Origin of the sequence: Priestia aryabhattai (genome assembly GCF_023715685.1) — a bacterium.
Classification (GTDB): domain Bacteria; phylum Bacillota; class Bacilli; order Bacillales; family Bacillaceae_H; genus Priestia; species Priestia aryabhattai_B.
Genome location: NZ_JAMBOQ010000005.1, coordinates 127,115 through 149,004, shown reverse-complemented (window position 1 = coordinate 149,004; position 21,890 = coordinate 127,115). Strand labels below are relative to the sequence as shown.

The following is a 21,890-nucleotide window of genomic DNA, read 5'->3' as shown; positions in this document are numbered from 1 at the left end:
CTGACAATATATTATTCAGATGCAATAAATGTTTTCTTGAATTCTTCAAGTGCTGATTCAAATACGCCAGCTTCAGGAAGGCCACCAGTTGTACGGATTGATTCAAGTACTTCTTTACGGTTTGATTCTAACCATGTTAAGTACTCGTCTTCAAAGCGTGTAATATCTGATACTGGAACATCATCTAAGAAACCTTTTGTTAATGCGTAAAGCACAGCTACTTGTTTTTCTACGCGAAGCGGTTTGTGTAAACCTTGTTTTAAGATTTCAACTGTACGCGCTCCTCGATTTAATTTCGCTTGAGTTGCTTGGTCAAGATCAGAACCGAACTGAGCAAATGATTCAAGCTCACGATAAGATGCAAGGTCTAGACGCAGTGTACCTGCTACCTTTTTCATCGCTTTAATTTGTGCAGATCCCCCTACACGTGATACAGACAGACCAGCATTAATCGCAGGACGTACGCCTGAGAAGAATAGATCTGACTGTAAGAAAATTTGTCCGTCTGTAATCGAAATTACGTTCGTTGGGATATAAGCAGATACGTCTCCTGCTTGCGTTTCAATAAATGGAAGAGCTGTTAATGAGCCTCCACCTTTTGCGTCCGATAACTTTGCCGCACGCTCTAATAAACGAGAGTGCAGGTAGAATACATCCCCTGGATACGCTTCACGACCTGGAGGACGGCGTAATAGTAATGAAAGTTCACGATAAGCTGATGCTTGTTTTGTTAAGTCATCATAAATAACAAGCACGTGCTTACCGTTATACATAAACTCTTCACCCATTGTTACCCCAGCGTATGGTGCTAAGAATAATAGTGGAGCTGGTTGTGAAGCTGATGCTGTTACAACGATTGTGTAATCTAGAGCACCGTGTTTACGTAATGTCTCTACTACGTTACGAACTGTTGATTCTTTTTGGCCAATCGCTACATAGATACATACCATATCTTGATCTTTTTGGTTTAAGATTGTATCGATTGCTACCGATGTTTTACCCGTTTGACGGTCACCGATAATTAACTCACGCTGTCCACGACCGATCGGCACAAGTGCGTCAATCGCCTTGATACCTGTTTGAAGCGGCTCATGTACTGATTTACGATCCATAACGCCCGGTGCAGCACCTTCAATTGGACGTGTTTTTGTTGTTTCTACTGGGCCTAAACCGTCTACTGGCTGACCTAATGAGTTAACAACACGACCGATTAACTGCTCTCCTACTGGAACTTCCATGATGCGTCCTGTACGGCGAACTTCGTCACCTTCACGAATTTCCGTATATGGTCCTAAAATAATGATACCTACATTGTTTTCTTCTAAGTTTTGTGCCATTCCCATGACACCATTTGAAAATTCAACCAGTTCTCCAGCCATGACATTGTCGAGGCCATGAGCACGTGCGATACCATCCCCAACTTGGATAACAGTACCTACATCACTCACTTTAATCTCAGACTGATAGTTTTCAATTTGCTGCTTGATCAGCGCACTAATTTCTTCAGCTTTGATGCTCATGAATTTCACCCCTATCTACGATCTGTGTGCAAGAAGTCCTCGGTGGATCGTTTCTAATTTGCTGCTAATGCTGCCGTCATAGATACGATTACCAATGCGAAGCTTCACGCCGCCGATTAGGCTTTTATCTACTATATTTGAAATATTTAACGTATGTTTTCCAACTTTTGAAGCAAATGATTGTGAGATTGCTCTTTTCTCATCTGCACTTAAAGGTTTGACAGAATAAACAGTTGCATCTGCCACGCCCCGTACTTCGTTCGCTAGGAAACGATACTCTTGTACCATTTGGCTAACAATTTGAATGCGGTGACGCTCTAATAATAGAAGAACCGTATGTTGAACAGTTGGTAAAAGTTCAGCAAATGCCTCACTTACAAACTGTTTTTTTCGCTCAATTGTAATTTTTGGATGAGTTAATACATCCATTAATTCAGGTGTTTTAGCAAACACCTCTTCAACGATTTGTAGCTGGTCTTGCATTTCATCGATCATCTGTTTCTCTGTTGCTAATTGAAAAAGAGCTAGTGCATAGCGCTTCGCTACAGCTGGTTGACTCATCGTACATCCCCTACTTCTTGGATATACTCATGAATTAACTTCTCTTGATCTTGTTCAGAAAGTTCTTTTTCAATAACTTTCGACGCAATTAAAACAGATAATGAAGCAACTTGCTCACGTAACGCAGCAACTGCTTGATCTTTTTGCTGTTCGATTTCTTGTTTTGCTGCAGCTTTTAGACGCTCAGACTCTTCGCGTGCTGCCGCAATGATTTCTTCTTTTTTATCTTCTGCAGACTTTCTAGCGTTTTCCATCATTACTTGCACTTCTTGACGAGATTGCTTTAAGATTTCACGCTGCTCTTCAACAAGCTTCTTCGCTTCCTCATTTTGCTTTTCTGCTTCATCAATCTCACCGGCAATATGCTCTTCACGTTTTTTCATGATTCCCATTACAGGACCAAACGCGAATTTTTGAAGTAACGCAAGTAGGATAAGGAACATCACTAATTGGAAAAGAATATCTCCACCATTAATGCCTGCTGCTCCTAACACAAACATGTTCGACACGGCCATGTTCACTCCCTTCAGAGACTCCACATATATAATTTACTTATTAAAGACATAAAGTAATGGCGAAGGTTCTTTTGAATGATCTTCGCCACATGTAACACATTATTATTTACCTTGTACCATGAATGCAATAACTACGGCGATAATTGGAAGCGCCTCAACTAAGGCAACCCCAACGAACATCATTGAAGTTAATGTACCACGTGCTTCTGGTTGGCGAGCTGTGCCTTCAATCGTCTTAGAAACGATAAGACCGTTACCAATACCAGCACCTAGTGCCGCTAAACCAATCGCAATTGCAGATGCTATTAAACCCATTTTATAAAGTCCTCCCTTAATATATATGATTTTGTTTAACTAAGTTTTGTTTTGTCCAAATTGGGTATTACTTGAACAAAGCTTTATAAATTAATGGTCGCTACTCACTTTGTGAGATAAATAAACCATCGTTAACATTGTGAAAATGAAGGCCTGAATTGCGCCTACAAAAATACTGAATCCTTGCCATAAAAGCATTGGAATAGCAGCTCCAATTGTACCTAGGAAGCCTGTTGTTGCTAAACCAGCTAGCAAGCTTAACAAAATTTCCCCAGCATAAATATTACCGTAAAGACGAAGGCCAAGCGTTAACGTATTGGCAAACTCCTCGATAATCTTAAGCGGGAATAAAAATGCCATTGGCTTGAAGTAATCTTTCGTGTATGCAGAGAAACCTCGCATTTTAATACCATAATAATGTGATAGTACAACTACCATAACGGCTAACGTCAGCGTAATTGCTGGATCAGCGGTTGGCGATTTCCACCATAAGTTATGGTCAATCACGATGGCAAATGGAAGACCCAACATATTTGACACAAAAATGTACATAAGTAAAGTTACACCTAGCGTCAAAAAGCGGCCACCTGTTTTCCAATCCATATTGCTATTAACGAGTCCTTTAACAAAATCTAAGACCCATTCAATAAAGTTTTGTGCACCGCTTGGCTTCATAGCAAGAGTACGAGTACATAAAACTGCAATTAAGAATACAATAACAGAAGCTACGGTAACCATAAGCAAGTTACTTTGACTAAAAGTAAGGCCTAGAAACTCTATAGTTGGTGATTCATGACCCAACTGTGTTCACCTCTCTTTCTATCTTCTACGCATATTTTGAACAACTAAATCTATGATAATGACAACATAATACGTCATTAATCCCACAACTACACTAATAATATGAAAGGTTTTTGGATAAGAGATGGTAATCACAACTGCGAGAGCAGCTGTTGCAAATCTTACAACAGTCCCAATTGAACGGGGCTTTTTCCCCTCATCCAACGCCTGTCCAAACTGCTCAAACTTTCTTACTAAGTTCCACAAATTATACAAACTCAGGGCGGTCCCTAAAATTAAACCTGCAAAAACAGCCTTATAACTTGTAAATCCCCAGCCGAGAACGTATAATGCTAACAAATACAATATGTATGAACGAAGTCTTGGAAAAACGTGCTGCAAATCCTGCATGAATTATTAATCTCCTGAAAAAAAATGGTGGACTGTCCGCAGCATCATAAAAACACCTGCTGCTAGCCCTGAAAGAAGGCCTAAAATCAAAAATAGTGGTTCGGTGTCAAGCCATTGATCAGCCCATCTTCCAGAGAATAAGCCAATTAAGACTGAACCTGCTAACTGTGATAGAATGATTGACACTAATGCCATCGCTTGCAAAGGATGACGGTTGCGATCTTTCATAAGCTCATACCCCTTTTGCAAAATTTTCTTTTTTCCGAATTCTCTATCGTTTTTATAGCTCAATATATGATAGGAAGGCAAAAAAAATTGCTAAAAAAGGTAAAAACAGCTAATAAAATACGCAGAAATATCAACGGTTTTCACAGGTTGAAAACCTTATCATTTATATTCCCTGTAAGCATACAATAGCGTATATTTAATGTCAATGTGTTTAAGCTAAAAACTTCACAATCTCTTCTTATTGTTCACATTTCTGCCACACATAAAACCTCTTCAAATGAAAACATTTAAAGAGGTTCATTCAATCGTTATTGTACTGTGTACAACTTGCTCTTGTCTATGCTTTTTCACAAATGCAAATATTTGGTACGCTCCCGGTACAAGCGATTCATCAATCGTTATTTTTCGTTTTCTCATGCCTCTTTCTACATCAACGTCAACATCTAAATACGATACAAACTGTAAAGACTGCTTATCAAAAAGACCAACGCCTAACTGATCTGCTCCTTCAGGCAAAAACAGTTCATAGCTATATGTATTTTTCTCTTTTTCCGCTGCTACTTGCAATCCCATGACACGAGGATAATCTGGAATACTAACCATGTACATATAAGGAAGCGAAAATGTTTCACGTGAATCATTTATTTCCAAATAGCCGTCATATATACCTTTATTTTTAAAACGTGACTGCACTGATAAAGTGACAGCTATTTCTTTTGTCTGACGGGGCTGCACCGTGACGGGCAATGGAACATCCCAGTTTACTCCTTCATCCCCTTTGGGAACGTTTAAGCGATACGTTTTTGCTTTATCAGACTGGTTATCAATTTTAAACGATAAGACTTTCTTTGATGGACGCGTAAAAATACCGAAAGATAAAGAAGATGGATAAAATAAAGATTCTGCTGTGACAGCTTTTGCTATTTGAATTCTTCCGGCTCCTTGTTCATATACGCGATACGTTTGGCCGTTTAGCTGCTGCATCACTTTACTTGTGTTCATCAATGAAGCTTTAACTTGTTCAGGAGACCAGTTCGGGTGAGCTTGTAAAATAAGCGCGCACGCTCCAGCTACATGGGGCGCAGCCATACTTGTGCCATGCATGCGTTCATATCCCCCGGGAACTGTACTATTAATAAAGTAACCAGGTGCGACGACGTCCGGCTTGATTCCCCAAGTAGTCGTTACAGGCCCTCTTGAACTGAAAGATGTGAGCAAGTCTTGCACTACTTGCTTGCCAGTGCGTAAGTATGGTTGTTGAGACTGAATGTGTTGACTAATGATATCACCGCTTTTTTTACTTACCCATATCACTGGAATATTTACTGACTCTTTTAGTTTACCGATTATGCTTTTTTCGGTCGGACTATATAAAATAACGGCTTTTGCTCCTGCCTGTTCAGCTTGTTTAATCTTTTTTTCAACCGCATTTCCCTCTGCTTTTAGCAAAATGACGTTACCCGACGCATGCTTTTGCTCTTTGGAGTATTCTTCATTTATTACACGCAGCGTTTGATTAAACGCCCATGGATGCGACCCTTCTACTGGCGCCATCATGATTTTTTCTTTATTAAATCCGATTGTTAGAAATTGAACTGTTGTCGGGGAAACAGAAGCGCCAACGGAAATAGCTTTTCCCGCTGTACCTGGAGAACCCACGGTCCATAAACCTGGACCTGAATTGCCGCTAGATGTAACCGTTACAATTCCTTTTTCAACAGCCCGATCTAACGCTAAGCTTGTTGGTAAATCGGGGCCATTCACATCATTTCCTAATGATAAATTAATAATATCTACATCATCTTGAATTGCTTTTTCGATAGCTAGAATAACACTTTCAGACGTTCCAGCTCCTCCAGGTCCAAGAGCTCGGTATGCGTAGATTTCTGCTTCAGGTGCTACGCCTTTAATGTTTCCATTTGCTGCAATAATACCAGCTACATGAGTGCCATGCAGAGTAGGCTCTCCTTGCTCACGAGTGGTTTCCATCGGCTCATAATCTTCATCGATTACATCATACCCTCCCCTGTAGGTTTGTTTTAAATCGGGATGAGAATAATCAACACCCGTATCGATGATGCCTACTTTGATCCCTTTTCCTGTTAAGCGCTGATTATGAGTATCAAATAAGCCTCTTACCTGTTCTGAGCCAATGAACGTTACGCTATTTTCTTCTGTAACCTGATAGTTTTTAATAGAATGTGAACTAATAATAGATGGATTCCGAGATAGTTTTTCCAAATCCGAGATGGAGCCATTTAACGAAAGTCCTGTAAACACCGTGTGAAATTCGCTCTTAATCTTTATATTAGGATAATTTTTTTGCAGCTGACTTTTAAATTCCGTGAACTTTTCTTTTTCGATCATCACAATTATTGATTTTTGCTGGTGATTCATTTCTTGTTTTATAGAAGGAAATGTCGGATTGAGCGGCATTTGCCCTCCCCCACTTCCCAATATAAAGCTAATCATTAACCATTTAATCCACATAAAAAAACACCTCTCACACTATCGTGTCTCAAAGAGACACTTTTCATGTGAAAGGTGTTTAGAAATCTTACGAAAGCGGATTAAAAGCTTCCGGTCTGTTTTCACGGCGGTTGAAATAGTAGCTAATAGCATCACAAATGCGTTTAGAAGCTAAGCCGTCTCCGTAAGGATTCGATGCTTGTGACATTTGCTTATATACGTCTTCATCTATTAACAGCTCTTTTGCTAGCGTATAAATCGTTTCTTCTTCCGTTCCTGCTAGTTTGAGCGTCCCTGCTTCAATTCCTTCCGGTCGCTCTGTTGTATCGCGAAGTACCAATACAGGTACGCCTAATGAAGGAGCTTCTTCTTGAACACCGCCCGAATCTGTCAAAATAATATGAGCGCGCTCAGCGAAGTTATGGAAGTCAATTACATCTAACGGTTCAATTAAATGAATGCGCGGGTCATTTCCTAAGATATCGTTTGCTGTTTCTCTAACTACCGGATTCAAATGAACAGGATACACAACTTGCACATCTTCATGTTCATCCACAATACGTTTAACAGCACGGAACATGTTTTTCATTGGTTCGCCTAAATTTTCGCGGCGATGCGCCGTTAATAAAATAAGACGATCATCTCCCAATTTCGTTAACACTTCATGCTCATATGTCTCTTTTACTGTTGTTTTTAACGCATCGATAGCTGTGTTTCCAGTCACAAAGATTCGCTCTTCTTTTTTATTCTCTGCTTGCAAATTAGCTGCAGACTTATCTGTTGGAGCAAAGTGCAAATCAGCGAGAACGCCTGTAAGCTGACGGTTCATTTCTTCCGGATATGGAGAATATTTATTCCATGTGCGCAAACCTGCTTCAACATGTCCGACCTCAATTTGATTATAAAAAGCTGCTAGCCCAGCAATAAACGTCGTAGTTGTATCACCGTGTACAAGTACGATGTCCGGCTTTACTTTTTTCATTATGTCGTCCAAACCTTCTAATCCTCTAGTCGTGACGTCCATAAGGGTTTGGCGATCCTTCATAATGTTAAGATCATAGTCAGGCTGAATGTCAAAAATGCTCAATACTTGGTCTAACATTTCACGGTGCTGAGCCGTTACTGTAACAATCGCTTCGAACTCCTCTGGTCGCTTTTTAAGCTCTAATACAAGAGGAGCCATTTTAATTGCTTCTGGCCTTGTCCCGAATATCGTCATTACTTTAATTGGCTGCTTCATGTTCATCACCCGAATCTACAAATTATTTTGTACCGAATAAACGATCTCCTGCATCACCTAAACCTGGAACAATATATCCATGGTCATTTAATTTTTCATCTAATGCCGCAATGTAAATATCTACGTCAGGGTGTGCTTCTTTTACGATTTCCACGCCTTCAGGAGCAGCAATTAAACACATAAATTTAATGTTTTTAGCGCCTCTTTTTTTAAGAGAGTTGATTGCTTCTACAGCTGAACCTCCTGTTGCAAGCATAGGATCTACTACAATAAAGTCACGCTCTTCTACATCATTAGGTAGCTTTACATAATATTCAACAGGCTGTAATGTTTCTGGATCACGATATAAGCCAACGTGTCCAACTTTAGCAGCTGGCATTAGTTTTAAAAATCCATCTACCATGCCGATACCAGCACGAAGAATTGGAACGATACCAAGCTTTTTCCCTGCAATAACTTTTGACTTTGTTTTGCAAACCGGTGTCTCAATTTCAACATCTTCTAGCGGTAAATCACGTGTCGCTTCAAAAGCCATTAAGCTTGCCACTTCATCAACTAATTCACGAAACTCTTTCGTTCCCGTTTTTACATCGCGTATGTAAGTTAATTTGTGTTGAATAAGCGGGTGATCAAATACGTATACTTTGCCCATTGATATCTCTCCTTATATATAAAGATGTACACATTAAAATACCATTCAACGAATTGAATGGTACGTACTAGTAAAAACATATCTCTTGCTAATTAAATTTATACATTGCATTCATTTTACAGAAAAAAGTTTTTGAGTTCAAGCATTATTCAAAAAATGATTTAATCGCTACCATTTTCTCCATAAAAAAAACAGGCACAAAGGCCTGTTTCTCTTAAAGTGATTTATACATTTCAAACTTGCTTGTTAAAGCTTCAACGCGTGTTTTAGCTTCAGCTAACTTTTCTTCGTCTTCAATATTTTTAAGCGTTAATCCGATGATAGAAGCAATTTCATCCATCTCTTCTAAGCCAAATCCGCGAGTTGTAACCGCAGCTGTACCAATACGGATACCGCTTGTTACAAATGGGCTTTGCTCATCATAAGGAATTGTATTTTTGTTTGTTGTAATACCTACATCATCAAGTGCTTTTTCAGCTACTTTACCTGTCAAATTCATTGAGCTTACGTCAATTAACACAAGGTGATTGTCTGTTCCTTCAGATACAAGAGCAAATCCTTCTTTCTTTAACCCTTCTGCTAAACGATTAGCATTGTCGATGATATTTTGAGCATAGTGCTTAAATTCATCTTGTAATGCTTCACCAAATGCTACTGCTTTTGCAGCGATAACATGCATCAATGGACCACCTTGAATACCAGGGAAGATTGACTTATCAATCTTTTTCGCAAATTCTTCTTTACATAAAATCATACCGCCGCGTGGTCCACGTAGTGTTTTATGTGTTGTAGTTGTAACGAAATGAGCATGTGGCACAGGATTTTGATGAAGTCCTGCAGCTACTAGACCAGCAATGTGAGCCATGTCTACCATTAAATAAGCGCCTACTTCATCAGCGATTTCACGGAAACGCTTGAAGTCGATTGCGCGTGGATATGCGCTTGCACCAGCCACAATTAATTTTGGTTTATGTGTACGAGCTTTTTCTAATACATCATCGTAGTTAATACGATGTGTTTCACGATCTACACCATATTCGATGAAATTGTACTGAACACCACTAAAGTTAACAGGACTTCCGTGCGTTAAGTGACCGCCGTGTGATAAATTCATACCAAGTACTGTGTCTCCAGCCTCTAAAACAGTGAAGTATACAGCCATGTTTGCTTGTGCACCTGAGTGAGGTTGAACGTTCACGTGCTCTGCTCCGAAAATTTCTTTTGCACGATCACGAGCTAAGTCTTCTACTACGTCCACGTGTTCACAACCACCGTAGTAACGTTTAGCTGGATAGCCTTCAGCATATTTATTTGTTAAAACTGAACCTTGTGCTTCCATTACCGCTGTTGTTACAAAGTTTTCTGAAGCAATTAGCTCAATCTTAGTACGTTGTCTTTGTAATTCATCCTTGATCGCATTATAAACTGCTGGATCTTGTTGCATTAGTTGTTTCTCCATCAAAATCCTCTCCTCATTTCGTATTCGCAATGTTCGTTATTTGTTAATTCAACTACATTGTAACATGATTTATTTAGAATAAAAAAGAAAAAATGTGTATTATTTTAATATATTTAATTACGAAAGTTCGTAAAACGCTCTCATTCCACCAATTAGTTTTGGACGCGTCTTTGCTAAAGTAACATGAGCGTGTCCAACTGCGTTTAACGTACAACGAACCGGTACTGCGACATGCTTTAAATGCATACCAATGAATGTATCTCCAATATCAATCCCGGCATCAGCTTTAATAAACTCTACTAAAACAGGATCTTTAAGCTGGCCATAGGCCTGTGTAGCCATCGCTCCACCTGCTTTATGAATAGGAACAACACTAACCATTTCTAAACGATCTTTACGAGCTAATTCTCTTTCTACTACCAGTGCTCGATTGAGATGTTCACAGCATTGAAATGCTAAGTGGACACCCGTTTTTTTTCGGAAATCTGCTAGTGTATCAAAAATCATTTCTGCGACTTCCATTGCGCCTGCGGTTCCTATTTTTTCACCAATTACCTCGCTTGTACTGCATCCAATGACAAGTGTATGTTCTGAAGACAACTGCACTTGTGCTAAAAAATCAGATAAAACTGTTTCCAACTGCTCTTTCCATTTCGTAAGTTCAGACACGTTTTTCTTCCTTTCTTTCATTGAATACGTTCACATTATACAGTTACTGTTGCATCGCTTTGCTGCTCATACTGTTTAATTTTATTCACGCGATTTTCATGTCGCCCGCCTTCAAATTCTGTCATTAACCAAATTTTCGCAATTTCACGTGCAAGTCCCGGCCCAATGACACGTTCACCCATTGCTAAAATATTGCTATCATTATGTTCTCTTGTCGCTTTTGCACTGAACGTATCATGCACTAGAGCGCAGCGAATTCCCTTTACTTTATTAGCTGCTATGCTCATACCGATGCCTGTTCCACAAATAAGAATGCCTCGACTTACTTCTTGGCTAGCCACTTTTTGAGCAACAGGAAGTGCATAATCCGGATAGTCTACAGACGCTGAGCATTCACACCCTAAATCCACATATTCAATATTTAATTCTTCCATTAAAGAGATAATTTCCTGTCGTAAATTTATACCACCGTGGTCAGATGCAATAGCTACTTTCATCTTTGTTTCCTCCTCATACATACATTCGTCTTATATTAAATTTCTGTTCATTTTAAGCCAGCAAAAATTTATGGGACCTTTTATAATTTGTCGACTATTTTGTTAATCATACGTTCTAACTCTTCTAAAGTCTGTTCGTACGTCTGTAATGATCCACCAAACGGATCAGATACTTCACCTTGCTCGTCGGCAAATTCTTTTAGCGTAAATAATTTATCACTTACGTATGGAGCTTGGTTCAAAATCAGCATTTTATGCTGCTCCGTCATCGTAAAGATATAAGTAGCCCACATCAATTGTTCTTCCGTTAATGCTGCCGAAGCATGAGAACAAGCTATGCCTTTCTGGTGAAGGGCAACTTGTGCATGAACAGAAGCTTCACTTCCATTTGAAGCGAATACGCCTGCAGACTTCACGTTTATTCCATCTATCTCTTTAGCTTTGAGCAACGCTTCTGCCATAGGGCTGCGGCACGTGTTTCCTGTACATACAAATAAGATGTTTTTCAAGATACATCCTCCCTTGCTTTCACTATGTTCGACTATGTTGATATTCCACCCTATTGTATCTCTATTGCTTGCATAAATCCAGTTAGCTTTTCTGGGTATTTTTTATCCATTATCCCTTCATCCATCTCGAAAACACGACTTCGCTTTCCTTCTTTTATCGCTACAATCCAAAAGAAGCAAAAAAAGACCATAACCTGCATGGTCATGATCCTTTACCTATTTATATATAGTTAAAAAGGTAATAACAATTTGATTCCAAAAGCTAATAAAATGCTCCCGCCCAGTGCCTCACTATATGAACCAAGCCAGCCTTGTACTCTTCTGCCGAGCAGCAGTCCTAACCAAGTTAAGAGCATACTCACTACACCAAAAACAATAATGGTTAAAAACGTTCTTGCCCCAAAAATACCTAAGCTAAGTCCAACAGAAAAACTATCTAGACTCACGCTGAGCGCAAAAAATAGCAGTCCAAAGCCAACTGGTTTGATAAACGGTGTTTCTTCATGCTTAAAGGAGGAATAAATCATCTGCGCTCCAAGAATCAGCAGTAAAATTCCACCGCCATAGGTAGCAAACATTCCAAGTTTATCAGATAAAAGTCGTCCAATAAACATGCCTAATAGCGGCATCCAAATATGAAATACACCGATAACAACACCAATGTAGAAAATTTGGCGAAAGCGTAAACGAATTAATCCCATTCCCAAACCAACTGAGAAAGCATCCATTCCTAAGGCAAACGCCATAATGACTAACGTGATCATTTCACTAATTAACTGAGATACATTCATCTTTACCCTCCTCGGACGTGCTCCTATTTCAAAATATGCACATTCGAAAAGGTTTAGAAGATGAATTTTATTGCTTAATCACGTGATGTCCTGCAGCTTTCATTAATCGATTCATAACGGCATGACCGACTCCTTCTTCAGGAAAACTTTCACTAACGATAATATCTACATCGCACTCATTAAATGAACGAAGAGACTCGTATAAGTGGCTAGCAACAGTCTCTAAATTTGAGCGAGATCCACATGTGATAACCGCATCCGCTTTATACGCATCTTCATGTTCAGATGTCGTTAACACCCCCACTCGCTTACCCTGATCTTTATAGTGATCAATAGTAGATTGGAAAAAATCTGAACTGCCGTCAACAATGACAAGCGGTGCATCAGGTGCGTAATGCGTATATTTCATACCTGGAGATTTTGGCGCTTCTTTATCACTTATTAACGCTCGATCTACTTTTACGGGACCAATTACATTTTCCAACTCTTTCTGAGTAATACCGCCTGGCCGTAAAATGATAGGAATCTCTTCAGTACAATCAAGGACAGTCGACTCTACTCCTACTCCTGTTGCTCCTCCATCTACAACTCCGCTAATACGCCCTTCTAAATCATTCATCACATGATGAGCTAGAGTGGGACTTGGCTTGCCGGAAAGATTTGCACTAGGAGCTGCGATAGGCAAAGCCACTTTTTTTAACAATGCGAGAGCCACCGGATGTGATGGCATTCTCACTGCAATGCTGTTTAAGCCAGCCGTAACCTTATCTGAAACTCGATCTTTTTTAGGTAATATTACTGTAAGAGGACCCGGCCAAAAAGCATCGATAACTTTCTCTGCTTTTGAAGGAATCGACTCTACAAATGTATGAAGCTGCTCTTTATCTCCAATATGAACAATAAGAGGGTTATCACTAGGACGTCCTTTCGCTGCAAAAATTTTATCCACAGCTTTATCCGATGTTGCATCTCCTCCTAATCCATACACTGTCTCTGTAGGAAAAGCAACCACTTCGTGATTGCGCAGCAAATCTGCTGCTTCTCCTATCTGTGGATAAATATCTTTTTCGTTCGTAAAATTATCCACAACCCATAACTTAGTTTCCATCTTCTTCAACTCCTTTTTCTTTCTATATCTAGGTTTTTTTTACTTTAAAAGTACAATATGTATCAAAAATAGTAAAATACATGCATTCATTATATCAACAAACAAGCTTTATCCACAAAATGTGGATAAAGCTTATGTTTTTGTGAATAACATTGTGGATACCCCATTAAAATGATTTATCCACATTTTCTTTTAACTAGCTGCATAAAACATCACGTAGACATCCTTAGGGTTTGGTAACTGTTTTAAATAAGAATGTTCTTTTAACAAATCAGGTAGAGCACTGTAAGATGTTTGCTGAAAATTCATCATTTGAAAAAAATGTAGAGAAGATGCCTTATTTGTTAGTAAATATAGTTGCTTCACGCCATGCTTTTGAGCCAGCTGGACGATACTTTTAAATAGCAGCAGGATATCAGATTGCATTAAAGAAGGTGACACGACAAGGGAGCGGAGAATTCCATCCACACCTTCTTTTTCAAACCCAACTGTTGCTAGCAACTCGCCTTCTTCATTTTCCATTATGACAAACTGATGAATATGCTCTTCTACACCTGCTGTGCTGATGCCCGCTTTTTGTAAAAACTGTTGAATTCGAATATAATCATTTTCACTGGCAATTTTTAATTGTTCTCTCATTTTAATCACCTCAACTTGTTTTCTAGTAACAAATCTATGAGATGGTTAAAAAAAGTAGAACTGAATTTTATTTTTAATGATTCTATTAATTAAATACTGACGATACCCATTCTACTACAAAAAACTTAACTTCTACAGAATCTTCTTTTGATTTAGAACCAGCTTTTTTCTTAGATGAAACAGACTTTTCAGCTTCCTTACTTTCCTTTTTTTCAGCCTTAGCGCTTGTTTCTTCCTTTACTGTGTCGCTTGTATCTTTTGTAGCTGCTTCTTTAGAAGATACTGTTGGTTGAGAAGGTTCCTCAGCTTTCTGCTGAATAGAATCCGATGTAATAGTTGCAGATTGAATTTCTGTTTTCACTGCGGGTTCTTTACTTTCAGCCGATGTGTCGTCTGTTTTGTCTGCAGGTTTTGATTCAGAAGCTGCTGGTTTCTCTTTTTCTTCCTTTGGTTCTCCTTCAGATGGCTCTGGTGGCTCTGGTGCCTTTACCGCTTCACCGTTTGAGAAATCTAAGAAACATAAAGGAGGAAATAGCACACACCACCAGTTTGCTCCCTCTCCTTTGCCAAGGGTAATAAGCACTGCTTCATACTCACCTGCTGGATATAAAAACTGACCGTACAACTTAGTAGGAAACTCTACTTTTCCGAATTTAACATGAACAGATTCATTTACGCCTTCTTCTTTGAGCACTTCTTTCGCAATTGTCTCAAGCGCCGGCAAATTTTCTTTAATTGTTTTTCGAGCTACAGTTACAGACGTTAAATCTTTTACCCATTCTGTAATTTGTTCGTTCACCCGGTCACGAATCAGACGTTTTACGTACTGATCTTTTTCACCGTCGCTGTTTGCTAGAATGCGCAGTCGAATTGCCTCGTCTGGAATGACTGCAGGCTGATCTGCCTGCACTTGGTTGTGTGTATATATAAGTTGAGCATTTGCTCCAATAATTAATAAAATAAAATAAATGATAGCATATTTCTTCATTTCGGCCACCGCCCTTTCATAGGAACAGTATGGCCGAAAGCAAGATATCTTAAACTAGTAATTTAGTAAAAAATGCATGGTTTTCAAAAATCAAAGGGAAAATCATTCCCTCTGACTCTTTTAGTTCTCACGAAGTTGTGCAAATACCATTCGATCTTTTCCATTAATATCATATACACATTCTACAAAAGCTGCTGGAAACGTTTTTTGTAGCATCGCGGCTACATCTTTTGTCTGTCCCGCCCCGACTTCAAATCCAATAATACTATTTGGCTTCGTCACGTATGGCAACTCTTCCATAAAACGTCGATAAAAATCCAGACCATCTTTTCCGCCAAAAAGAGCTCGGTTTGGCTCATGATCTTTTACTACTGTGGACAATTCGTCATCTGCTGGAATATAAGGCGGATTAGACACAATCACATCAAATTTTTGATTCGATGATAGGAATGGTTGTAATAGATCTCCCTGTATAAACTTGACAGCAGCGTCCAGGTTTTGAGCATTTTCCTTGGCTACACTTAAAGATTCTACAGCTATATCTGTTGCTGTAACACCCACTCTGTCAAGCTCCAACGCTAAAGTGATAGCAATTGCCCCACTTCCTGTTCCAATATCTACAAGCTCAATAAGCTGGCGTTGAAATTCTTTTTTTATTCGAGAAATCATTCCGTATACCAGCTCTTCTGTTTCAGGTCTCGGAATTAATACATGTTCGTTTACAATAAATGAACGCCCGTAAAATTCTTCTGTCCCGATTAGATATTGTACAGGCATCCCTGCTTTATGAGCATGGACATCTTGTTCAAATCTTTTTAAGGTTTCTTCTTCTAGTTCTTCCTGCAGAGCACCTAGCAAATGAGTTCTCGTCATCTGTAAGTGATGGCGAAGCAAGAGTTCTCCCGCGTTTTCATCTCGCTTTGCCTCTTTCAAAAAAGAAGAAGCCCACTTAAGGGCTTCAAATACTTTCATTAGTTCGAATCTTCCATTCGGCGTGCTTGGTCTTCCATTACTAATGCATCGATGATTTCATCAAGCTTGCCTTCTAAGATTTGATCTAGCTTTTGAATCGTCAGACCAATACGGTGGTCCGTTACGCGATTTTGCGGGAAGTTATACGTACGGATACGCTCAGAGCGATCTCCTGATCCAACTGCTTGTTTGCGCGTTGCATCGTACTCTGCTTGTGCTTCTCGCTGGAACTTGTCGTACACGCGAGCACGCAATACTTTCATTGCTTTTTCTTTATTTTTAATTTGAGACTTTTCATCTTGACATGATACCACTGTATTTGTTGGTAAATGCGTTAAACGAACTGCTGACATCGTCGTATTAACACTTTGGCCACCAGGTCCACTTGAAGCAAATGTATCTACACGGATGTCTTTTTCATGAATGTCCACTTCAACTTCTTCCGCTTCAGGAAGACATGCTACCGTTGCTGTAGATGTATGAATACGACCGCCTGATTCTGTTTCAGGAACTCGTTGAACACGGTGTGCACCGTTTTCAAATTTCATCTTTGAGTACGCACCTTTACCGTTAATCATAAAGATAATTTCTTTATAACCACCTACTCCAGTAGTCGTTGCTTCCATTACTTCTGTTTTCCATCCTTGTGATTCAGCAAAGCGAGAATACATGCGGTACAAATTAGCTGCGAATAATGCTGCTTCATCTCCACCAGCCGCTCCACGAACCTCCATGATTACGTTTTTATCATCGTTTGGATCTTTTGGAATTAATAAAATACGTAGCTTTTCAACTAGCTCTTCTTGCTGCGTTTCTAACTCGGCAATTTCTTCTTTTACCATGTCACGCATATCTGCATCAAGCTTATCTTCAAGCATCGTTTTCGCTTCTGATAACTGCTCTTTTACATCTTTGTATTCCTGATAAGCGGCTACCGTTTGTTGTATATCTGATTGTTCCTTCGAATATTCTCTCAACTTAGAGGGGTTGTTTACGATCTCAGGGTCACTCAGAAGTTCGTTTAACTTCTCATAGCGCGCCTCTACCGCTTCTAAACGATCAAACACGTCATTCACCTCATTCTTTATCCATAACATTGTAATTATAGTATAGCTTTAAAATAGAGTCAAAACCTTGTTAATACACGTATATGAACAAAAAAACAGAACTGCGCGTTCTGTTTTTATCATCATAAAATTCTTGCTTTATTTTTCGACCATTTCACTTGAGTCCACAGACACAGCTTGTCCTTTAGACTTTTGCACAACATGGCAATGACGACATCTTGGTTCGTACGATTCAGACGCACCGACTAAAATAATAGGGTCGTCATAAGAAGCAGGCTCACCATTAATCAAACGCTGCGTACGGCTCGCAGGAGAGCCACATGAAGCGCACACGGCCTGTAGCTTTGTTACCGATTCTGCAATAGCCATCAGCTGCGGCATTTGTCCAAATGGTTCGCCTTTGAAGTCTTGATCTAACCCTGCTACAATCACACGAAAGCCTTGATCTGCTAAAGATTGAACAATTTCTAAAATATCTGTGTCAAAAAACTGTACTTCGTCTATCGCTACTACGTCTATCTCTTCATTTACTCGCTTTAAAATATCGCGCGATGCCGAGATTGAGTAAGCCATAACAGATGTACCATTATGTGAAACGACAGCTTCTTCACTATATCGATTATCAATTGCAGGCTTGAATACTTGTGCTTTTTGTTTAGCAAACTGCGTACGGCGCACACGTCGAATCAACTCTTCTGATTTCCCTGAAAACATACTGCCACAAATTACTTCTATCCAACCGCTTTGTTTCATTACGTACACCACTGCGGGACTCTCCCTTCTTCTCGTTCCGTTTCTGAGCGAACCGCTACTAACTTAATCTACGTCTTCTATGTAGATCTTATTCCTATGATAAAGTACCCACTTTTTTATCAAGCAGACACTGTTTTTCTACTTTTACAAGCAAAAAAACAGGCAAGAAGTTAAGCTACTTGCCTGTTTGTTTCGACAATGTGATTATTTAAGACCGTATTTTTTGTTGAAGCGATCAACACGGCCACCAGCTTCAGCGAATTTTTGACGACCAGTGTAGAATGGGTGACATTCAGAACAAGTCTCAACGCGGATCTCTTCTTTTACAGAACCACTTTCAAATTCGTTTCCGCAAGTACATTTAACCATAACTGTTTTATAGTTTGGATGAATTCCTGTTTTCATTCGTTTCATCTCCTTCCGCCCTGAATCATTCTGAAACAGAGTTTATTGATAAAGATAGTGATGAAATAATAACTATTTCACTGTGTACTTTATCAACACACATGATGAAATTATAACAAGGGTTGTATGCTTTTGCAACTACATGTTTTATAACTTATCGTTTATTTGCTAAAAGCGTTTTTTTCTCTTCCGTTAACATCGAAAAGAACTCTTCATTTGTCTTTGTTTGACGTAAACGTTTTAAGAATTTTTCTGCAAAATCAGGAGCATCTGCCATTGATTTACGAATTGCCCATAAGTGGTCTAAATGCTCTTTTGGAATTAACAGCTCTTCTTTACGTGTGCCGGAGCGACGAATGTCAATTGCAGGGAAGATACGTTTTTCAGCTAGTGAACGATCTAGATGCAGTTCCATGTTACCTGTACCTTTAAATTCTTCATAAATAACATCATCCATACGAGAGCCTGTATCAATTAAGGCTGTTGCTAGAATGGTTAAGCTGCCTCCATCTTCAATGTTACGAGCAGCTCCGAAGAATCGTTTTGGACGGTGAAAAGCAGCCGGGTCAATACCCCCTGATAGTGTACGACCGCTCGGTGGAATAACTAAGTTATAAGCACGAGCAAGTCTTGTGATGCTGTCCATCAAAATGACAACATCTTTTTTATGTTCGACTAATCTCATCGCACGTTCAAGGACAAGCTCCGCTACTTTAATGTGGTTTTCTGGCACTTCGTCAAATGTAGAACTTACAACATCACCATCAACCGAACGTTCAATGTCCGTCACTTCCTCAGGACGCTCATCAATAAGAAGGACAATCAATTCCGCATCAGGATGATTCGTTGTAATGCTATTCGCAATTTCTTTTAACAGCATCGTTTTACCTGCTTTTGGCGGCGCAACAATTAGTCCCCTTTGCCCAAATCCAATCGGTGAAATCAAGTCAATAATACGCGTAGAGAAACTTCTTGGCTGAGTTTCCAGCAGCATTTGCTCATTTGGATAAATCGGCGTTAGTGCTGGAAAATGCACGCGATCTTTTGACGTTTCTGGGTCTTCTCCGTTTACTGCTTCTACATGCAATAATCCGTAGTAGCGCTCATTTTCTTTCGGAGGACGAACTTTTCCCGATACCTTGTCTCCATTACGCAGATCGAAGCGACGAATTTGTGAAGCTGAGATATAAATGTCTTCTGAACTCGGTGAATAGTTAATTGGTCGTAAGAAACCGAATCCTTCTGACTGAATAATTTCAAGAACGCCTTCCATAAATAAAAGCCCATCTTGTTCAGCTTGAGCCTTTAAAATAGCAAAGACAAGTTCTTTTTTCGTTAATTTACTATAGTACGAAACTTTATACTCACGAGCATGTTCATATAGCTCTTTTAATTTCATATTTTCTAAACTGGATAATGTTAAGTTCATTAGGACACCACGCTTTATAATGAATAATTTTTAACCGTTCCTCCCATATTAAATTCAAATATAAAATTGAGAGATGATATGGATGGAATAAATCTGTGAAAATGGAGAATATAACCTTTGAAGTATAATAAGTAGAATCAATTGATTAACTATACACTTTTAGAAGAATAATTCCGACATAAAACCATTTATATTATCTTGATAAATTTAACGTAGCAATTTATATTCTAACCTTTTTCTATCTTTTTAATCAATCTTTTTTTACTTTAGAAGATGAATAAAAAAAAGGAAATTTAATAGCTTAAGAGAAGCGAGGAAAACCTTTTCATAATTTCACATTAAAGGAAATAAACTGGACGTTAAAATAAGAAGTGAAATTTATCTTTTAGCTTCCCCTTTTTATCTATTTACCCTATTCATAAATATATAAGCTACACAGACATAGAAGAACGTTCCTACGCCTGTGTAGCTTATCAAACGGCTCAATTATAGACTTTGCTTTCATGACTGTTGTGCCGATCTGCCTCTATGAATTTTGAAATTGCTCAATTTCCTCTTGAGTCATCTCTTCACGCCAAATCATTGCCCCTAAATCCGATAGCTTGTCTACTAAATGACTATAACCTCGGTCAATGTGCTCTAAACCCGTTACTTCTGTAATCCCTTTGGCCATTAAGCCAGCGGTTACGAGAGCTGCTCCTGCTCGTAAGTCCGACGCTTTTACACGTGCACCTTGTAAGTGAATGGGACCATTAATAATAGCAGAACGTCCTTCTACCTTAACGGATGCATTCATTCGTCTCAGCTCGTCAATATGCTTAAACCTTGCACCGTAAATTGTATCCGTCACAACGCTTGTACCAGACGCTCTTGTTAGAAGAGTCGTAAATGGCTGCTGTAAATCGGTTGGAAAACCTGGATATACTAAGGTTTTAATATCTACGGGCTTCAACAGCTGACGAGTCGCTACAAGAATCTGATCTGAGCTTGTTTCGATATGAATACCCATTTCACGCATTTTAGCCGTTAATGACTCCAGATGCTGAGGGATAACGTTGTCAACAACAACTTCTTTTCCCATACTCGCTCCCATGATCATATATGTGCCTGCTTCAATTCGGTCTGGAATGATGGAATGACGGCATCCTTTTAATTGATCTACTCCATCAATTCGAATAACGTCCGTACCTGCACCTTTAATACGGGCACCCATACTTGTGAGTAACGTAGCTACATCAATAATTTCAGGCTCTTTAGCAGCATTCTCAATAACAGTACGCCCTTTTGCTCTTACAGCAGCGAGCATAATATTGATTGTTGCTCCTACACTAACAACGTCTAAATAAATTCGAGCACCAATCAGTTCATCAGCTCGAATGTAAATAGCTCCTTGCTCATTTGTTACTTTAGCGCCAAGAGCTTCAAAGCCTTTAATGTGCTGATCAATTGGTCTAGGACCAAGGTAACAGCCTCCTGGAAGCCCAACTACCGCTTTTTTAAAGCGTCCCAACATCGCCCCCATTAAATAATAAGAAGCGCGTAATTTTTTTACTTTCCCGTTCGGTAAAGGCATTGCAACCATTCCGGATGGATCTACTGTTAATTCGTCGTTATCAATGGTTACTTTCCCACCAATTTCTTCAACTAAATCCCCTAATAACTGCACGTCTGAAATATCGGGCAGACCTTCAATTGTAACAGGTGACTCGGCTAAAATTGTTGCTGGAATAAGCGCAACGGCACTATTTTTAGCACCACTGACGCGGACGGATCCACTTAAGGTAAAGCCACCTTGTATTTTTAACTTTTCCATTTATAGCTCCCTTCTAGTGAAAGAAAGTTTCTCACCTAGTAATTGAGGAAAATTTTGGTACAAAGAATACCTAGAAGAATGGTTATTTTTCCTATTACCT

24 protein-coding genes are annotated in these 21,890 nt (G+C 39.2%); all 24 read right to left on the bottom strand.

Annotated elements, in window-relative coordinates; genetic code table 11:
- Window positions 1-11: 11 nt before the first annotated feature.
- Window positions 12-1,520, bottom strand: a complete 1,509-nt coding sequence (atpA, locus tag M3225_RS21725) for a F0F1 ATP synthase subunit alpha (RefSeq protein ID WP_013085461.1) — start codon at window positions 1,518-1,520, stop codon at window positions 12-14.
- Window positions 1,521-1,535: 15 nt separating this feature from the next.
- Entirely contained in the window at window positions 1,536-2,081 is a 546-nt protein-coding gene (locus M3225_RS21720) for a F0F1 ATP synthase subunit delta (protein ID WP_251397149.1), read from the bottom strand.
- A complete protein-coding gene (locus tag M3225_RS21715) occupies window positions 2,078-2,596 on the bottom strand; it encodes a F0F1 ATP synthase subunit B (RefSeq protein WP_013085463.1) in 519 nt (172 codons plus the stop codon). The genes M3225_RS21720 and M3225_RS21715 overlap by 4 nt, the downstream gene beginning before the upstream one ends.
- A gap of 102 nt (window positions 2,597-2,698) precedes the next feature.
- Window positions 2,699-2,911, bottom strand: coding sequence for a F0F1 ATP synthase subunit C (atpE, locus tag M3225_RS21710; protein WP_013059804.1), 213 nt, complete (start codon window positions 2,909-2,911; stop codon window positions 2,699-2,701).
- Between the two features lie 90 nt (window positions 2,912-3,001).
- Window positions 3,002-3,712, bottom strand: a complete 711-nt coding sequence (atpB, locus tag M3225_RS21705) for a F0F1 ATP synthase subunit A (protein ID WP_013059805.1) — start codon at window positions 3,710-3,712, stop codon at window positions 3,002-3,004.
- 18 nt (window positions 3,713-3,730) lie between these two features.
- Window positions 3,731-4,102, bottom strand: a complete 372-nt coding sequence (locus M3225_RS21700) for an ATP synthase subunit I (protein ID WP_013059806.1) — start codon at window positions 4,100-4,102, stop codon at window positions 3,731-3,733.
- Window positions 4,103-4,108: 6 nt separating this feature from the next.
- Window positions 4,109-4,330: an AtpZ/AtpI family protein gene (locus M3225_RS21695; RefSeq protein WP_013085464.1), complete on the bottom strand. Its 222-nt coding sequence runs from the start codon at window positions 4,328-4,330 to the stop codon at window positions 4,109-4,111.
- A gap of 297 nt (window positions 4,331-4,627) precedes the next feature.
- The gene (locus tag M3225_RS21690) at window positions 4,628-6,820 is read right to left on the bottom strand and encodes a S8 family serine peptidase (RefSeq protein WP_251397146.1); all 2,193 of its coding nucleotides are present in this window, start codon (window positions 6,818-6,820) and stop codon (window positions 4,628-4,630) included.
- 67 nt (window positions 6,821-6,887) lie between these two features.
- Entirely contained in the window at window positions 6,888-8,039 is a 1,152-nt protein-coding gene (wecB, locus tag M3225_RS21685) for a non-hydrolyzing UDP-N-acetylglucosamine 2-epimerase (protein WP_251397142.1), read from the bottom strand.
- 22 nt (window positions 8,040-8,061) lie between these two features.
- Window positions 8,062-8,691 (bottom strand): uracil phosphoribosyltransferase, encoded by a 630-nt coding sequence (gene upp, locus M3225_RS21680; protein WP_013059810.1) that lies wholly within the window; start codon window positions 8,689-8,691, stop codon window positions 8,062-8,064.
- 214 nt (window positions 8,692-8,905) lie between these two features.
- Complete coding sequence (gene glyA, locus M3225_RS21675) at window positions 8,906-10,150, bottom strand: serine hydroxymethyltransferase (protein WP_013059811.1); 1,245 nt, start codon at window positions 10,148-10,150, stop codon at window positions 8,906-8,908.
- A gap of 117 nt (window positions 10,151-10,267) precedes the next feature.
- Complete coding sequence (locus tag M3225_RS21670; RefSeq protein WP_374109847.1) at window positions 10,268-10,819, bottom strand: TIGR01440 family protein; 552 nt, start codon at window positions 10,817-10,819, stop codon at window positions 10,268-10,270.
- A 35-nt stretch (window positions 10,820-10,854) separates the two neighbouring features.
- Window positions 10,855-11,316 (bottom strand): ribose 5-phosphate isomerase B, encoded by a 462-nt coding sequence (gene rpiB / locus M3225_RS21665; protein ID WP_153252777.1) that lies wholly within the window; start codon window positions 11,314-11,316, stop codon window positions 10,855-10,857.
- Window positions 11,317-11,396: 80 nt separating this feature from the next.
- Window positions 11,397-11,825 carry a low molecular weight protein arginine phosphatase gene (locus M3225_RS21660; protein ID WP_025752493.1) on the bottom strand — a complete coding sequence of 143 codons (429 nt, stop codon included), beginning with the start codon at window positions 11,823-11,825 and terminating at the stop codon, window positions 11,397-11,399.
- Window positions 11,826-12,055: 230 nt separating this feature from the next.
- Window positions 12,056-12,616 carry a manganese efflux pump MntP gene (locus M3225_RS21655; protein WP_251397137.1) on the bottom strand — a complete coding sequence of 187 codons (561 nt, stop codon included), beginning with the start codon at window positions 12,614-12,616 and terminating at the stop codon, window positions 12,056-12,058.
- A gap of 67 nt (window positions 12,617-12,683) precedes the next feature.
- Window positions 12,684-13,724 carry an L-threonylcarbamoyladenylate synthase gene (locus M3225_RS21650; RefSeq protein ID WP_251397135.1) on the bottom strand — a complete coding sequence of 347 codons (1,041 nt, stop codon included), beginning with the start codon at window positions 13,722-13,724 and terminating at the stop codon, window positions 12,684-12,686.
- 192 nt (window positions 13,725-13,916) lie between these two features.
- The gene (locus tag M3225_RS21645; protein WP_251397133.1) at window positions 13,917-14,363 is read right to left on the bottom strand and encodes a GNAT family N-acetyltransferase; all 447 of its coding nucleotides are present in this window, start codon (window positions 14,361-14,363) and stop codon (window positions 13,917-13,919) included.
- 85 nt (window positions 14,364-14,448) lie between these two features.
- Entirely contained in the window at window positions 14,449-15,351 is a 903-nt protein-coding gene (spoIIR, locus tag M3225_RS21640; protein ID WP_251397129.1) for a stage II sporulation protein R, read from the bottom strand.
- 120 nt (window positions 15,352-15,471) lie between these two features.
- Complete coding sequence (gene prmC / locus M3225_RS21635) at window positions 15,472-16,323, bottom strand: peptide chain release factor N(5)-glutamine methyltransferase (protein WP_251397126.1); 852 nt, start codon at window positions 16,321-16,323, stop codon at window positions 15,472-15,474.
- The gene (gene prfA / locus M3225_RS21630; protein WP_013059820.1) at window positions 16,323-17,390 is read right to left on the bottom strand and encodes a peptide chain release factor 1; all 1,068 of its coding nucleotides are present in this window, start codon (window positions 17,388-17,390) and stop codon (window positions 16,323-16,325) included. Before prfA ends, prmC begins: the two co-directional genes overlap by 1 nt.
- A 138-nt stretch (window positions 17,391-17,528) precedes the next feature.
- Window positions 17,529-18,143 carry a thymidine kinase gene (locus M3225_RS21625; RefSeq protein WP_285885921.1) on the bottom strand — a complete coding sequence of 205 codons (615 nt, stop codon included), beginning with the start codon at window positions 18,141-18,143 and terminating at the stop codon, window positions 17,529-17,531.
- Between the two features lie 204 nt (window positions 18,144-18,347).
- Window positions 18,348-18,548 carry a 50S ribosomal protein L31 gene (rpmE, locus tag M3225_RS21620; protein ID WP_013085477.1) on the bottom strand — a complete coding sequence of 67 codons (201 nt, stop codon included), beginning with the start codon at window positions 18,546-18,548 and terminating at the stop codon, window positions 18,348-18,350.
- Between the two features lie 154 nt (window positions 18,549-18,702).
- Window positions 18,703-19,977, bottom strand: a complete 1,275-nt coding sequence (gene rho / locus M3225_RS21615; RefSeq protein ID WP_013059823.1) for a transcription termination factor Rho — start codon at window positions 19,975-19,977, stop codon at window positions 18,703-18,705.
- A gap of 526 nt (window positions 19,978-20,503) precedes the next feature.
- On the bottom strand, window positions 20,504-21,790 hold the full coding sequence (locus M3225_RS21610) for a UDP-N-acetylglucosamine 1-carboxyvinyltransferase (protein WP_028411974.1): 1,287 nt from the start codon (window positions 21,788-21,790) through the stop codon (window positions 20,504-20,506).
- Between the last annotated feature and the right edge of the window lie 100 nt (window positions 21,791-21,890).

Bases quoted from the DNA above. Each gene is read 5' to 3' on its own strand.
- atpA (WP_013085461.1), bottom strand. From the start codon at position 1,520: ATGAGCATCAAAGCTGAAGAAATTAGTGCGCTGATCAAGCAGCAAATT.
- M3225_RS21720 (WP_251397149.1), bottom strand. From the start codon at position 2,081: ATGAGTCAACCAGCTGTAGCGAAGCGCTATGCACTAGCTCTTTTTCAA.
- M3225_RS21715 (WP_013085463.1), bottom strand. From the start codon at position 2,596: ATGGCCGTGTCGAACATGTTTGTGTTAGGAGCAGCAGGCATTAATGGT.
- atpE (WP_013059804.1), bottom strand. From the start codon at position 2,911: ATGGGTTTAATAGCATCTGCAATTGCGATTGGTTTAGCGGCACTAGGT.
- M3225_RS21700 (WP_013059806.1), bottom strand. From the start codon at position 4,102: ATGCAGGATTTGCAGCACGTTTTTCCAAGACTTCGTTCATACATATTG.
- M3225_RS21695 (WP_013085464.1), bottom strand. From the start codon at position 4,330: ATGAAAGATCGCAACCGTCATCCTTTGCAAGCGATGGCATTAGTGTCA.
- M3225_RS21690 (WP_251397146.1), bottom strand. From the start codon at position 6,820: ATGTGGATTAAATGGTTAATGATTAGCTTTATATTGGGAAGTGGGGGA.
- wecB (WP_251397142.1), bottom strand. From the start codon at position 8,039: ATGAAGCAGCCAATTAAAGTAATGACGATATTCGGGACAAGGCCAGAA.
- upp (WP_013059810.1), bottom strand. From the start codon at position 8,691: ATGGGCAAAGTATACGTATTTGATCACCCGCTTATTCAACACAAATTA.
- glyA (WP_013059811.1), bottom strand. From the start codon at position 10,150: ATGGAGAAACAACTAATGCAACAAGATCCAGCAGTTTATAATGCGATC.
- rpiB (WP_153252777.1), bottom strand. From the start codon at position 11,316: ATGAAAGTAGCTATTGCATCTGACCACGGTGGTATAAATTTACGACAG.
- M3225_RS21655 (WP_251397137.1), bottom strand. From the start codon at position 12,616: ATGAATGTATCTCAGTTAATTAGTGAAATGATCACGTTAGTCATTATG.
- M3225_RS21650 (WP_251397135.1), bottom strand. From the start codon at position 13,724: ATGGAAACTAAGTTATGGGTTGTGGATAATTTTACGAACGAAAAAGAT.
- M3225_RS21645 (WP_251397133.1), bottom strand. From the start codon at position 14,363: ATGAGAGAACAATTAAAAATTGCCAGTGAAAATGATTATATTCGAATT.
- spoIIR (WP_251397129.1), bottom strand. From the start codon at position 15,351: ATGAAGAAATATGCTATCATTTATTTTATTTTATTAATTATTGGAGCA.
- prmC (WP_251397126.1), bottom strand. From the start codon at position 16,323: ATGAAAGTATTTGAAGCCCTTAAGTGGGCTTCTTCTTTTTTGAAAGAG.
- M3225_RS21625 (WP_285885921.1), bottom strand. From the start codon at position 18,143: ATGAAACAAAGCGGTTGGATAGAAGTAATTTGTGGCAGTATGTTTTCA.
- rpmE (WP_013085477.1), bottom strand. From the start codon at position 18,548: ATGAAAACAGGAATTCATCCAAACTATAAAACAGTTATGGTTAAATGT.
- rho (WP_013059823.1), bottom strand. From the start codon at position 19,977: ATGAACTTAACATTATCCAGTTTAGAAAATATGAAATTAAAAGAGCTA.
- M3225_RS21610 (WP_028411974.1), bottom strand. From the start codon at position 21,790: ATGGAAAAGTTAAAAATACAAGGTGGCTTTACCTTAAGTGGATCCGTC.